The sequence below is a fragment of the Pedococcus aerophilus genome (genome assembly GCF_039532215.1).
In the GTDB taxonomy this organism is placed as follows: Bacteria; Actinomycetota; Actinomycetes; order Actinomycetales; family Dermatophilaceae; genus Pedococcus; species Pedococcus aerophilus.
In genome coordinates this window covers 99,646-112,830 of sequence record NZ_BAAARN010000003.1, presented here as the reverse complement: position 1 = coordinate 112,830, position 13,185 = coordinate 99,646, and the positions used below count along the sequence as shown (strand labels likewise).

14 protein-coding genes are annotated in these 13,185 nt (G+C 71.4%); 12 read left to right on the top strand and 2 right to left on the bottom strand.

The window, feature by feature from the left end; translation table 11 throughout:
- Positions 1-58: 58 nt before the first annotated feature.
- Complete coding sequence (locus ABD286_RS12510) at positions 59-883, bottom strand: SGNH/GDSL hydrolase family protein (protein WP_344194728.1); 825 nt, start codon at positions 881-883, stop codon at positions 59-61.
- A gap of 53 nt (positions 884-936) precedes the next feature.
- Entirely contained in the window at positions 937-1,614 is a 678-nt protein-coding gene (locus tag ABD286_RS12505) for a uracil-DNA glycosylase (RefSeq protein WP_344193900.1), read from the bottom strand.
- Positions 1,615-1,746: 132 nt separating this feature from the next.
- Here ABD286_RS12505 and ABD286_RS12500 point away from each other — a divergent pair, with 132 nt between their 5' ends.
- The 12 genes from ABD286_RS12500 to ABD286_RS12445 all read left to right on the top strand — a co-directional run bounded on the left by ABD286_RS12500 (position 1,747) and on the right by ABD286_RS12445 (position 13,167).
- Positions 1,747-2,382 (top strand): HNH endonuclease family protein, encoded by a 636-nt coding sequence (locus ABD286_RS12500; protein ID WP_344193898.1) that lies wholly within the window; start codon positions 1,747-1,749, stop codon positions 2,380-2,382.
- Between the two features lie 87 nt (positions 2,383-2,469).
- Positions 2,470-3,129 carry an HAD family hydrolase gene (locus ABD286_RS12495; protein ID WP_344193896.1) on the top strand — a complete coding sequence of 220 codons (660 nt, stop codon included), beginning with the start codon at positions 2,470-2,472 and terminating at the stop codon, positions 3,127-3,129.
- A gap of 9 nt (positions 3,130-3,138) precedes the next feature.
- Positions 3,139-4,509: a pyridoxal phosphate-dependent decarboxylase family protein gene (locus ABD286_RS12490; RefSeq protein WP_344193894.1), complete on the top strand. Its 1,371-nt coding sequence runs from the start codon at positions 3,139-3,141 to the stop codon at positions 4,507-4,509.
- Between the two features lie 157 nt (positions 4,510-4,666).
- On the top strand, positions 4,667-4,957 hold the full coding sequence (gene napA / locus ABD286_RS12485; RefSeq protein WP_344193892.1) for a nucleoid-associated protein NapA: 291 nt from the start codon (positions 4,667-4,669) through the stop codon (positions 4,955-4,957).
- A 130-nt stretch (positions 4,958-5,087) separates the two neighbouring features.
- Positions 5,088-5,543 (top strand): GNAT family N-acetyltransferase, encoded by a 456-nt coding sequence (locus ABD286_RS12480; protein ID WP_344193890.1) that lies wholly within the window; start codon positions 5,088-5,090, stop codon positions 5,541-5,543.
- Complete coding sequence (locus tag ABD286_RS12475; protein ID WP_344193888.1) at positions 5,540-5,920, top strand: VOC family protein; 381 nt, start codon at positions 5,540-5,542, stop codon at positions 5,918-5,920. Before ABD286_RS12480 ends, ABD286_RS12475 begins: the two co-directional genes overlap by 4 nt.
- A 3-nt stretch (positions 5,921-5,923) precedes the next feature.
- Entirely contained in the window at positions 5,924-7,417 is a 1,494-nt protein-coding gene (locus ABD286_RS12470) for a P1 family peptidase (RefSeq protein WP_344193886.1), read from the top strand.
- Positions 7,418-7,625: 208 nt separating this feature from the next.
- Positions 7,626-9,053, top strand: coding sequence for an extracellular solute-binding protein (locus ABD286_RS12465; protein ID WP_344193884.1), 1,428 nt, complete (start codon positions 7,626-7,628; stop codon positions 9,051-9,053).
- Positions 9,028-9,939 (top strand): carbohydrate ABC transporter permease, encoded by a 912-nt coding sequence (locus ABD286_RS12460; RefSeq protein ID WP_344193882.1) that lies wholly within the window; start codon positions 9,028-9,030, stop codon positions 9,937-9,939. Before ABD286_RS12465 ends, ABD286_RS12460 begins: the two co-directional genes overlap by 26 nt.
- Positions 9,936-10,838 (top strand): carbohydrate ABC transporter permease, encoded by a 903-nt coding sequence (locus ABD286_RS12455; RefSeq protein ID WP_344193880.1) that lies wholly within the window; start codon positions 9,936-9,938, stop codon positions 10,836-10,838. Before ABD286_RS12460 ends, ABD286_RS12455 begins: the two co-directional genes overlap by 4 nt.
- Positions 10,838-11,950, top strand: coding sequence for an ABC transporter ATP-binding protein (locus ABD286_RS12450; RefSeq protein WP_344193878.1), 1,113 nt, complete (start codon positions 10,838-10,840; stop codon positions 11,948-11,950). Before ABD286_RS12455 ends, ABD286_RS12450 begins: the two co-directional genes overlap by 1 nt.
- Positions 11,947-13,167: a CehA/McbA family metallohydrolase gene (locus ABD286_RS12445; RefSeq protein ID WP_344193876.1), complete on the top strand. Its 1,221-nt coding sequence runs from the start codon at positions 11,947-11,949 to the stop codon at positions 13,165-13,167. The genes ABD286_RS12450 and ABD286_RS12445 overlap by 4 nt, the downstream gene beginning before the upstream one ends.
- Positions 13,168-13,185 lie beyond the last annotated feature (18 nt).

Genomic DNA, 13,185 nt, shown 5'->3' with positions numbered 1-13,185 from the left:
TAGTAGTAGGACGTCCTACTACCTGCATCGCCGAGGTCGTCCACGGGCACGGAGCGGGTCAGGTACGGCGCCGGGCCGGCTCGACGGGCGTGAGCTCGGGTCGCTTGGCGGTCACCGCGTCGCCGGAGGACTCCCCACGCAGGCGGCGCTGCACCCAGGGGGCGAGGTGGGTCTTCGCCCAGGCGGCGTTCGCGGCGGTCGCCTCGCGGCGCCCCGGCGTCGGCAACGGCGGCAGGGGCGTGCTCCAGTCGGCCCGGTCGGTGTCGTGGCCCAGGGCCGACAAGGCGTTGAGGGCGACCCGCCGGTGTCCCTCGCTGGTCATGTGGATCCGGTCGTCGGCCCAGAGCCTGAAGTCCTTGAGCGCGTCCATTCCCCACTGGTTGATGACGTAGCAGCCATGCTGCTGGGCGATGCTGAAGATGTTGGCCGAGTGGATCGCGTGCCGTCCGCGCAGGTGGCGCAGCAGGGGGGCGCCCGACGGGTCGGTGGGGGTGGCCAGGAGGACGTCGCTCCCTGCCTCGCGCAGCCGGACGACGGCAGCCTCGAGACGGTCGGCGATGGCGTCGAGGTCGGCCTTCGGGCGCAGGATGTCGTTGCCGCCGCCGACCATGGAGACGAGGTCGGGTCGCAGCGCCAGGGCGGCGTCGAGCTGGGGCCCGATGACGTCGGCGAGAAGCCGACCGCGAACGGCGAGGTTCGCGTAGGCGAACTCGCCCCCGGCCTCGTGGGCGATGTCGGCGAGGTGGCTCGCGAGCCGGTCGGCCCAACCGACGTAGAGGTCGTCCCGCGAGGGGTCGGCGTCGGACATGCCCTCGGTGAACGAGTCACCGATCGCGACGTAGCGGTGCCAGACCTTGCCCCCGCTCTCGGGCAGCTGGGTCACGTTGTCCGGCAGCTCGGGGTGCCCGGACGTCTCGGCGGAGGAGGAAGGGTCGGTCACGTCAGGCTCCAGTCGATCGGGTCGGCGCCCTGCTGGGCCAGGAGCTCGTTGGCGCGGCTGAACGGCCGCGAGCCGAAGAAGCCCGAGTGGGCCGACAGGGGGGAGGGGTGGGCGCTCTCGATCGACGGGACGTCGCCGAGGTGGGGCACGAGGTTGCGGGCGTCGCGGCCCCAGAGGATCGCGACGAGCGGGCCGCCGCGGGAGACCAGGGCGGAGATGGCCTGGGCCGTCACGGTCTCCCAGCCCTTGCCGCGGTGGCTGGCCGGCTTGCCGGGGTGCACCGTGAGGACGCGGTTGAGCAGCAGGACGCCCCGGTCGGCCCACGGCGACAGGTCGCCGTCCGTCGGACGCGGGAGGCCCAGGTCGGACTCGAGCTCGGTGTAGATGTTCGCCAGGCTGCGCGGCACGGGTCGCACGTCGGGGGCGACGGAGAACGACAGCCCCACGGCGTGGCCCGGGGTCGGGTAGGGGTCCTGGCCGACGATCAGGACGCGGACCTCGTCGAGCGGTCGCTCGAACGCCCGCAGCACCTTGTCCCCGCTCGGAAGGTAGCCCCGGCCGGCGGCGACCTCCGCACGCAGGAACTCACCCATCGCCGTCACGGTGTCCGCGACCGGCTCGAGGGCCTGCGCCCACGAGGGGTGGACGAGCTCGGGGAGGGCAGCAGGCGGCATACCCAGAAACGTAGCCCTGCCGTCCCGGACCGGCACAGTTGACCCGGGCCTTGCCGAACCCGCACCGAATCCCGACCTCGTGCTGGGCTCGGAGTTGCCCACGCCGCAACGGGTTTGGGCAGTCTCGCTGGCATGACCTCCCCCTCCTCGCTGGTCCGTGCTGCTGCCGCCTCGGTCCTCGCCCTCGCAGCCCTCCCCGTCGCCGCCTCTGCCGCCTCGGCCCTGCCCCCGCCTGCCCCCTCGGTCGCCGACTCGCGTGACCAGCTGGCGACCCTGACCGTCAGGGCCGAGAACAACACCGGCTACGACCGCACGCTGTTCACGCACTGGATCACCATCACCCCGAACTGCGACACCCGCGAGACCGTCCTCAAGCGCGACGGCGTCATCACGTCGACCGACTCGGCGTGCAAGTCGACGGGGACTTGGACCAGCGTCTACGACGGGGTGAAGACGACCGACCCGTCGACGTTCGACATCGACCACGTCATCCCGCTCGCCGAGGCCTGGGGGTCGGGCGCGAGCAGCTGGACCTCGACCCAGCGCAAGGACTTCGCCAACGACCTCGTCCGCCCGCAGCTCATCGCCGTCTCGGCGTCGAGCAACCGCAGCAAGAGCGACCAGGACCCCGCCGAGTGGCAGCCGCCGAGCACCGCGTGGCGCTGCGAGTACGTCCGCGAGTGGATCAACGTGAAGTACTACTGGGACCTCGACGTCGACAGCGCCGAGAAGGCCGCCGTGGAGGGCATGCTCGACACCGACTGCTGAGGCAGGAGTGTGGTCGGCCGGTCGGCACGGGTGGCGCGGCTCGGGGCGGGTCGGGTCGCGCCGGCTCGGCCTGCCTAGGGTGGTCGGGTGACCTCACTGCGCTGGCCGGTCGTGCTGTTCGACTTCGACGGCACCCTCGCCGACACCATCCCGCTGATCATGGCGTCCTACCGTCACGCCCTCACCGCCGTGCTCGGTGAGTCGGCCCATGACGACGAGGTGCGGTCGTGGATCGGTCGCCCGCTGCAGCCGGTGCTCGAGGAGCGGTACCCCGGTCGGGGCGAGGAGCTCACCAGCGTCTACCGCACCTGGAACCTCGCCAACCACGACGACCTGATCCGCACCGTCGACGGCATCCCCGAGCTCCTCGACGACCTCCACGCCGCCGGGGCCCGCACGGGGGTGGTCTCCTCGAAGAAGGCGTCGACCGTCGAGCTCGGCCTGCGTGCCGTCGGTCTCGCCGACCGGATCGACGTGCTCGCCGGCATGGAGGCGACCCCCTTGCACAAGCCGGACCCCGCGCCCCTCCTGCATGCCGCGCAGCGGCTCGGTGCCGCGCCCTCCGACTGTGTGTACGTCGGCGACGCGACGGTGGACGTGCAGGCGGCGCGGGCTGCGGGCATGGGGGCGCTGGGCGTCACCTGGGGGGCTGGTCACCGGTCGGCGCTCGAGGCCGCCGGGCCGCTGGCCGTGGTCGACGACGCGGTCGGCCTGAGGGCTGAGCTGCTCGGGTCCGCGCGGCCCTAGACTCGCCGCGTGCACGGCTACAGCGACCAGCAGCTAGAGATCCTCGGCGACGCGATCCTCGCCTACTCCGCAGACCGGTTGAAGCTCGACCCGGTCCCGCTCGACGGGCCGCGGACCCTGGCCGAGCTCGACGCCGCGGCGGGGATGACCATCACCCCGGACGGCATCGGCGGCCTCGCGGCGCTCAAGCTGTTCGAGGAGGACCTCGCGCCGGCGTGCATCTCGACCGACCACCCGCGCTACCTGTCGTTCATCCCGTGCGCGCCCACCGAGGCGTCGGCCATGTTCGACCTCGTGGTCGGTGCCTCGTCGATCTACGGCGGCTCGTGGCTCGAGGGCGCCGGCGCCGTCTACGCCGAGAACCAGGCCCTGCGCTGGATCGCCGACCTCGTCGGCCTGCCCGAGCAGGCCGGCGGCGTCTTCGTGCCCGGCGGCACGATCGGCAACCTGTCCGCGCTCGTGGCGGCACGCCATACCGCTCGCATGGAGGCGACCCAGCAGGGACGCCGCGGTCCCGGCGCCCGCCCTTGGCGCGTGGCCGCGACCCACGGCGCCCACTCCTCGATCCAGTCGGCGTGCGACGTCATGGACGCCGAGTTCGTGGGCGTCGAGGTCGACGACATGGGTCGCCTCACCGGTCCGGCCCTGCGCGACGTGCTGCTCGAGCACGGCCCGGAGACCTTCTTCGCCGTCGTCGCCACCTCGGGGACGACGAACTTCGGGATCGTCGACGACCTGGAGTCCGTCGCGGCGGTGTGCCAGGAGTTCGGGATCTGGTTCCACGTCGACGGCGCCTACGGCGGCGCGGGGCTGGCTGCGCCCTCGGTGCGCCACCTGTACGCCGGGATCGAGCACGCCGACTCGTTCATCGTGGACCCGCACAAGTGGCTGTTCGCGCCATTCGACTGCTGCGCCCTGCTCTACCGCGAGCCTGCGCTGGCCCGGGCCGCGCACACCCAGCACGCCTCCTACCTCGACGTCCTCACCGAGGCGCCCGACTGGAACCCCACCGACTACTCGGTCGGGCTGACCCGTCGGGCCCGTGGCCTGCCGTTCTGGTTCAGCCTCGCCACCCACGGCACCAAGGCCTACACCGAGGCGGTCGAGCGGACCCTCGCCGTGACACGGTTCGCCGCGGAGGAGATCGGTCGCCGCGACTACGTCGAGGTCGTCCGCGAGCCGGACCTGTCGGTCGTGGTCTTCCGTCGGATCGGGTGGTCGCCGGCCGACTACCAGCAGTGGTCGGACAAGCTGCTCGAGGACGAGTTCGCCTTCGTCGTGCCGACCTCGCACGACGGCGAGACGCTCACCCGGTTCGCGATCGTCAACCCGAAGACCTCCGAGGACGACATCACCGCCATCCTCGACACCATGGCCTGAGGGGCTCATCGCCCTGCCCGCCAGCACGGATGAGGTGCGTGTGACGGGTGTGACTGAGCACGGAAAGTCGCCGGGCACGGCTCGCCGAACAGAATGACAAGCGTGTGATTCCCTCCGTATAGTTGCCCCTGCAAGGCACCGTTACGAAGGGTCGAGAGTGAACGCCGCACACGAGCAGGATCACGTCAGCGCCGCCGCCGGACTGAGCGAGCGCGACCGCGAGATCATCGCCTTCGAGCGGCAGTGGTGGAAGTACGCCGGGGCCAAGGAGCAGGCCATCAAGGAGCTCTTCGACATGAGCGCCACCCGCTACTACCAGGTGCTCAACGCCCTCATCGACTCCGACGCCGCGCTCGAGGCCGACCCGATGCTCATCAAGCGACTGCGCCGGCTGCGCGCCTCGCGCCAGCGGGCCCGCAGCGCCCGACGGCTCGGCATCCAGCTGTAGCCGGACCCCCCCAGACACAGCCACGCCCGTCCAGAATCGACTGGACGGGCGTCGCTGTGTCGGGAGGCCACGGATGGCGCCTCGCGGGCTTCTCGCGCGCCATGCCGCTCACGCGTGCTTGACTGCCGCCGTGACCGACGTGCGCACGCGACCCGCCGGACCCGACGACGCGCTGGTCGTCGCCGGCCTGACGCTGCAGTGCGCCCTGCACCGCGGCGGCGCCCCCGAGCCCGGCTTCCTCGACCGGTTCGCCCGCGCCTGGTCGACGCAGGTGCGCACCCGTCCCGCGTGGATCGCCGAGGTCGGTGACCAGCACGCCGGGTACCTCCAGGCCGCGGTCGTCCCTGCCCTGCCGTGGCCGGGTCGCCGCGACACCGCCGGGATCCTCCTCGTCGACACGTTCTTCGTCCGCCCCACCCATCGCGGGATCAGCGTGGGGGAGTTCCTCCTGCGCGCCGCTGTCGAGTGGTCGCGGGGCGAGGGCCTGGCCGAGGTGCGGATGACGGCTGGGAGGTTCACCCGTCCGATGGTCGAGCGCGTCGGGTTCGTCCCGCACGACGCCGCCCACCACCTGGAGCTGTCGTGACCGACGCCGCACCCGGTCTGCGGATCGGCTCGATCGTCATCCAGGTGGCCGACGTCCCGAGGTCGATGGCGTTCTGGGCGCCCGCGCTCGACTACGTGCCGCGGTACGAGCCCGAGCCCGACTGGGTCATCCTCCAGCCGCGCGAGGGCGACGGCCCCAACCTCTCCCTCGACGGTGTCGGCGCCGACCCTGCGCGGTTCCCCGAGATCCACCTCGACCTCTACGCCCGCGACCAGGGCGCCGAGGTGGAGCGGCTGGTCGCCCTCGGTGCCCGCCGTGTCGAGGACTGGCCCTACCCCGACGAGGAGCATGACTTCGTCGTCCTCGAGGACCCCGACGGCCACCGCTTCTGCGTCATCGACGCCTCGCAGGACTGAGCCGTGCGCCCCGGCCCGACCAACTCCCTGACCGACGTCCCGGGGATCCGCGTCGGCCACGCGACCCGCACCGAGCCCGGCTGGCTCACCGGCACCACCGTCGTCCTCGCCCCACCCGCCGGTGCGGTCGCCGGCGTGGACGTCCGCGGCGGTGCCCCCGGCACCCGCGAGACCGACCTGCTCGACCCCCGCAACCTCGTCGACCGGGTCAACGCCGTGGTGCTGACCGGCGGCAGTGCCTTCGGCCTCGCCGCCGCCGACGGCGTGGTGCGACGCCTGTATGCCGCCGGGCTGGGTTGGCCGATGGGCGAGCCCGGGCAGGTCGTGCCGATCGTGCCGGGAGCGGTGCTGTTCGACCTCGGTCGCGGAGGCGAGTTCGGCAACGCGCCGGGTGCCGCTGACGGGGAGGCCGCCTTCGACACGGCCTCGGACGATGCGGTGGAGCAGGGGTGCGTGGGCGCGGGGACCGGGGCGAAGGTCGGTGGCCTCAAGGGCGGGATCGGTTCTGCCAGTGCGGTGCTCGACGACGGGACCACGGTCGCCGCCCTCGTCGCGGTGAACGCGATCGGGTCCGCCGTCGACGACGTGGACGGCTCGCTCCATGCGGTCGCCTTCGGCCTGGCAGGGGAGTTCGACCACGTCGGGGTCCCGGGCGGTGCGGAGCTGGAGGCGGCTCGCGAACGCGCCGCGGCGGCATACGAGGGGCAGCCGGTCCGGCCCGGCACCGCCACGACGATCGGCGTCATCGCCACCGACGCCACGCTCACCAAGGCGCACTGCCAGAAGGTCGCCGGTCTCGGCCACGACGGCCTGGCCCGGGCGATCCACCCGGTGCACACCCTCCTCGACGGCGACACGCTGTTCGCGCTCGCCACCGGTGATCGGGCCGCACCCGACCTGCCGGCACTGCACGCGCTCATGGTGGCCGCCGGCGACTGCGTCACCCGCGCGGTCGCGCAGGCGGTCCCTCGCGGCGACCTCCGTCGAAAACGGCTCCCTCGAACTCCGCTCCTACCGCGATGCGTTCCCCTCGGCTGTCAGGATGGGGCGATGACCGCCAACTGGAGCACCCCCGAAGGCCTTGCCGCGATCAAGGACGCCCTCGCCTCCACCATCGAGGGCTGGCAGGCGCCCGTCGCGTATGGCGTGGGCATCAGCCCCGCGTCCAGCTCGCCCGAGCTGGAGTTCCCGCACGTGAACTCGCCCGGCGGGACGCACGGCCTCCCGGCGGTCGTCCTGGCCAAGATCGTCGGGCACGCACACGGCACGGCGACGTACCCGCTGTCGCGCTCGCAGCTCGAGGCGGCGGTCGAGACCTTGCGCCCGGCCGAGGCGTGCACCTCGATGGACCACCCGAACCTCGCGGCCTTCCGGACCGTCCTCGCCGAGCTCGACTCCAACCCGGCCCGCGAGGCCCATGTCGTGTTCATCGGCGACCTGGACGACCCCGTGTCGTCGGAGGCGGACGCCACCCTGCGCACCCTCGTGCAGACCTAGGCGTCCCGACGCGGTCCCCCGGGACAGGGCGGCACCGGGCGGGACCGCGCCCTTTCGTCAATTTTTGACCAGACAAAGCACGAGATTGTCACTATGGACCGTTTCGTCCCACTGTGGAAGGGTTGAGGACGCGGGTCAACGTCGACCCGCAGTCGGTGTCCAGGGCCCCTCGGGCCGGGCACTGACGCCGATCCCGGAGGTCTCGTCGATGCGCCTGTCCCGTCGTGCCGTGCTCCTGACCAGTGGTATGGCCCTGTCCCTCGTCCTCACCGGATGCGTGGGCGCCAAGGACAACACCACCACCGCCGATCCCAGCGCCAACGCCGAGGCCAAGGACGTCACGCTGGTCATCAGCGCCAACGACGTCGTGGGCGGCAAGAACGCCGCCGAGGCCGCCTGGATCACCGACAGCGTCATCCCGGGCTTCGTCGCCGCGCAGAAGGCGAAAGGGGTCACCGCCAAGGTGACGTTCAACGGGTCCGGCGTCGAGGACGAGCAGTACAAGACCAAGCTCGAGCTCAACCTCAAGACCGGCAGTGGCGCGGACGTCTTCGCCGCCGACGGCATCTGGCTGGGCGAGCTGGCCAGTGCGGGGTACGTCCAACCGCTCGACAAGGTCGTCGGTGACACCGCCAAGAGCTGGGACGGCTGGTCGCAGATCTCCGAGGCGGTCCAGCAGAACCTCACCTTCAAGGACGAGCTCTACGGCATCCCCAACGGCACCGACGGTCGTGTCCTCTACTTCAACAAGACCCTGTTCGCCAAGGCCGGGCTGCCGGCCGACTGGCAGCCGAAGTCGTGGGCCGACATCGTCAGCGCCGGCGAGGCGCTGAAGAAGCTGCCGGGAGTCACCCCGATCCAGATCAACGCCGGGGTGCCGATGGGTGAGGCGACGACCGCGCAGGGGTTCCTGCCGCTGCTGGCCGGGACCGGGCAGCCGCTCTACGACGACTCGGGCGCCAAGTGGCAGGGGGCCACCACCGGCGTCAAGGACGTCCTCGGGTTCTACACAACCATCTACGGAGGCGGGCTCGGCGACCCGAAGGTGCAGCAGGACAAGGCCGGTCGCGACCAGTCCTTCGCCGACTTCAGCAAGGACAAGATCGGCATCCTGGCCGAGGGTGACTACTTCTGGCGCTCGGTGATCTGCCCCAGCACCAAGGACTGCGCGACAACCGCCATGCCCAAGCGCGACGAGGTCGTCGGCTGGGCCAAGATCCCCGCGATGGAGCCCGGCAAGGGCGTGAACGGCCAGGACTTCGTCAGCGTCTCCGGCGGAGCGGGGTGGATGCTCAACCCCAAGACGAAGTACCCCCAGCAGGCGTGGGAGCTGATGGCCTGGATGTCGTCCGCGGAGATGCAGACCGCCTTGTCCAAGGCCCAGATCCGCATCTCGGCCCGCGCCGACGTCAACGCGCAGACGCTGACGAACGACCCGCTGCTGACCTTCATCTCCAAGGAGGTCCTGCCGATCACGACCTACCGGCCCTCCGACGAGAAGTACAACGAGGTCTCGCTCGCCATCCAGGAGGCGACCGCCGCCATCGTCAGCGGCAAGAGCGCCGACGAGGCCGCTGCCGCCTACCAGTCCACCCTCGAGAAGGCCGTCGGTGCCGACCACGTCTCCGGGGGCTGATGCGGACGTCGTCGGCCTCGGCAGGGGGCGGGCGACGGCGTTCGTCGCACCGGCTCTCGTCCTCGTCGGGGTGTTCCTCGTCTTCCCGGCCGCCTGGACGATCTACCTCGGCCTGCTCGACTACAGCCTCAGCGGATCCGGCGCGAAGGCGCCCACCTTCGTCGGTCTCGGCAACTACGTCACGGCCCTCGGCGACCCCGCCTTCACCAAGTCCCTCTACCTGACGCTCCTCTACGTCGGCTTCTCCGCCGTCGTCGGGCAGAACGTCCTCGGCTTCCTGCTCGCGTGGTTCTTCCGCACGACGCGCCCGGCGATCCGCAACACGCTCAACGTCCTGGTCCTCCTCGCGTGGATCCTGCCCGGCTCGGTCGTCGCCTTCCTCTGGCAGGCCCTGCTCGACCGCCGTGACGGCACCCTCAACGCCCTGCTCGGCACCACCGACATGGCCTGGGCGCTCGACCACCCGATGGCCGTCATCATCATCTTCAACATCTGGCGCGGTACGGCGTTCTCGATGCTGCTCTACTCGGCAGCGCTCAACACGGTCCCGCGTTCGCACCTCGAAGTGGCGAGGATGGCCGGGGCGCGGCCGTGGCAGCAGCTGCGGGACGTGGTGCTGCCGACCGTGAAGCGGCACGTGCTGACGAACACTCTGCTCATCACGCTGTGGACGTTCAACGACTTCTCGCCCTACCTGCTCACCGGGGGTGGCCCGGACAACGAGTCGGAGATCTTGCCCGTCTACATCTACAAGGAGGCCATCATCGGCGGCCACCTCGGGTACGGCTCGGCGATCTCGCTGCTGCTCCTGCTCGCCAACCTCGTCATCGCCGTGATCTACATCCGGCTGCTGCGGACGGGCAGCGACAAGGAGGCGACGGCATGACGGCGCCTGCAGTGACTCCCTCGACGGCAGCCCCACGACGCCCACCTGCCGGCTCGGCACCGCGCCCGGGGGCAGGTGGCCCGGCGCGGACCATCGCGGTGCGCTCGCTCGGCTATGCCGGCCTCTGCGTCCTCGTCGTCTTCTTCGCGCTGCCGCTGCTGTGGCTGGTCCTGACACCGTTCTCCCCGGCGCCGTCCTACCGGGCGACGCTGTCCGGCTTCACCTTCGACAACTTCGACAAGCTGCTGGCCAACCCCCAGACCTGGCCGTCGATCCGGAACTCCCTCGTCCTGGCGATCGGCTCCTCGCTGCTGGTGATCGTCCTCGCCGCCCTCGCGGCATACGCCCTCTCGCGGGTGCGCATCCCGGGACGTGACCAGATCCTCTACGCCCTACTGCTGCTCAGCTCGATCGTCACGGGGACGGCGGCCATGGTGCCGATCTTCCTCATGCTCTTCCAGCTCGGGATCATCGACCGGCAGTTCGGGGTGGTGCTCGTGCTGTCGGGGGGCCTGCTGCCCGCGGCGGTGTTCATGCTCAAGGACTTCGTCGACTCGATCCCGAAGTCCTACGAGGAGTCGGCCCGCGTGTTCGGCGCCTCACCGAGCCAGATCCTGCGCCACATCGTCCTGCCGGTCATCCGACCGGGTATGGCGACGGTGGGCGTCTGGGCGCTGGTCCAGGTCTGGGGCAACTTCCTCGTTCCCTACGTCCTGCTGTCCGATCCCGCGAAACAGCCTGCGGCAGTAGTGATGTACACGTTCTACGACGCCGGCGGCCAGCCGAACTTCGCGCTCATCTCCACCTTCGCGCTGGTCTACTCCGTCCCCGTCGTCGTGCTCTACCTCGTCGTGAACCGCCGCTACGGGTTCGCCTTCCAAGGAGGAATCAAGGGCTGATGGCCTCAGTGACACTGACCGGACTGGTCAAGGAGTACCCCGGCGGGGTGCGCGGTGTCGACGGTGTCGACGTCGAGATCGCCGACGGCGAGTTCTTCGCGCTGCTCGGTCCCTCGGGCTGTGGCAAGACCACGCTGCTGCGGACGCTCGCAGGCCTCGAGGCCGCCACCGAGGGCACGGTGCACATCGGTGACCGCGACGTCACGCGCCTCGACCCGGGCGACCGTGACGTCGCGATGGTGTTCCAGGACTATGCGCTCTTCCCGCACATGACGGTGACCGACAACGTCGCCTACCCGTTGCGGATCCAGAAGGTCCCCAAGGCCGAGCGCGAGTCGAGGGCGCGCGAGACGGCCGACGGGCTGAGCCTGGGCGCGCTGATGCAACGGCGCCCCGCCCAGCTCTCCGGTGGGCAGCAGCAGCGCGTCGCCCTGGCCCGCGCGATCGCCTGCCACCCACAGGTGTTCCTCTTCGACGAGCCGCTGTCCAACCTCGACGCCCGGTTGCGGCTCGAGGCCCGCACTTTCCTCAAGCAGCTCCAGAAGTCGCTCGGCGTCACCACGGTCTTCGTCACGCACGACCAGGCCGAGGCCCTGGCGATGGCAGACCGGATGGCCGTCATGGAGTCCGGTCGCATCCGCCAGATCGGCACGCCGCGCGAGGTCTTCCAGCGCCCCGCCAACACCTTCGTCGCCAACTTCATCGGCGCGACGCCCATGAACCTCCTCGACGCCCAGGTCGTCGACGGACGCCTCGACCTCGGCGGGTTCACCCTGCCCGTGCCCGAGGGCTTCGCCGTCGGCGAGGGCGACAAGGTCGTGTACGGCGTGCGCCCGGAGTACGTCGTCGCCTCACCCGGGGATCGTGAGGGGGTCCCCGCGGGAGGTGAGTCGGGCGACCCCGGGTCCTCGGGGATGAGGGGCACGGTCAGCGCGGTCGAGAACCTCGGCGTCAACGTCCTCGTCACGGCCGACGGCGGCGAGCAGTCGGTGCGCGCCGTGCTGCCCGAGGCCGAGGAACCCCAGCTCGGCGACACGGTGCACCTCACCCCGGCTCCGGGGCGGGCCCTGCTCTACCGGGCCGGCGGGGACGGCGAGCTGGTCGGGTCGTGATCCGGCACGCCGGGACCTGGACCCCGGACGACCGGGCCGAGTCGGTCTGGCAGTACCTGCCGTTCGAGGTCCCGGCGTCGTCGCGCGGGGTCCGCCTCACGCTGGAGTTCGACCGGTCCCACGGCTCCGGCGGGGTCCTGGACCTGGGGCTGGTGGACCCGCTCGGCTGGCGTGGGTGGTCGGGTGGTGCGCGCAGCCTGGTCGAGCTCGGCCACCACGGCACGACACCCGGCTACCTCGACCGTGGCCTGCCTGTCGGGGAGTGGCAGGTGGTCCTCGGCCTGCACCGCCTCCCGCTCGAGGGTCTGGCGTGGGAGGTGGTGGTCGAGACCGACGTCGAGGTCCGGGTGTCTGGGAGGACGGTTGCGGTCGAGGGCTCCCGTCCGCCGATCGCGCCCCGTCCGCCGCGTCGCGAACTGCCCTCGGTCGACGGGCTCACCTGGCACGCCGGTGACTGTCACGCCCACACGGTGCACTCCGACGGCTCGCTCACCATCGACGAGCTGGCGGCGCTGGCGTCCGGTCGCGGCCTGGACTTCCTGTGGGTCACCGACCACAACACGACCAGCCACCACCCGTTCCTCGCCGAGGTCGGCGCGCGTCACGGTATCGACCTGCTGCCGGGCCAGGAGGTGACCACGGCCGACGGCCACGCCAACGCGTTCGGTGACATCGGCTGGGTGGACTTCCGACTGCCGGGCGGCACCTGGGCCGGGGAGGTCGCGGGTCGCGGAGGCCTGCTGTCGGTCAACCACCCCGTGTCCGGCGACTGCGCCTGGCGCCACCCGAGCCCTCCCGGCTCCCGTGCGGCGAGCGCCGCCGAGGTCTGGCACTCGTCCTGGCGTGACCTGGCCGATGGTGGACCGCTGGCGTGGTGGACGGCTGTCGGCAGCCCAACCCCATTGGGCGGCAGCGACTTCCACCGCCACGGTCACGACGCGGCTCCGGGGTCGCCGACGACCTGGGTGGCCTGTGCCGACGGCGACGTCCTCGGCGGGATGCTCGCCGGACGAACGGCGGTGTCGGCCGGACCCGACGCGCCTCTCCTGCTGCGGCTCGGTGACGAGCTCGTGGCCCTCGACGCCGACGGCACCATGCTCGTCTGCCCCGACGGTCGCCGGTCGCCGGTCCGTGGCGACCGTGTCATCGTCGGAGGGCACGAGGGCCACCACCTCCTCGAACGCACCGACCGCACCATCGTCGCCATCGCCGCCTGAGGGCGACGGCCACCACCC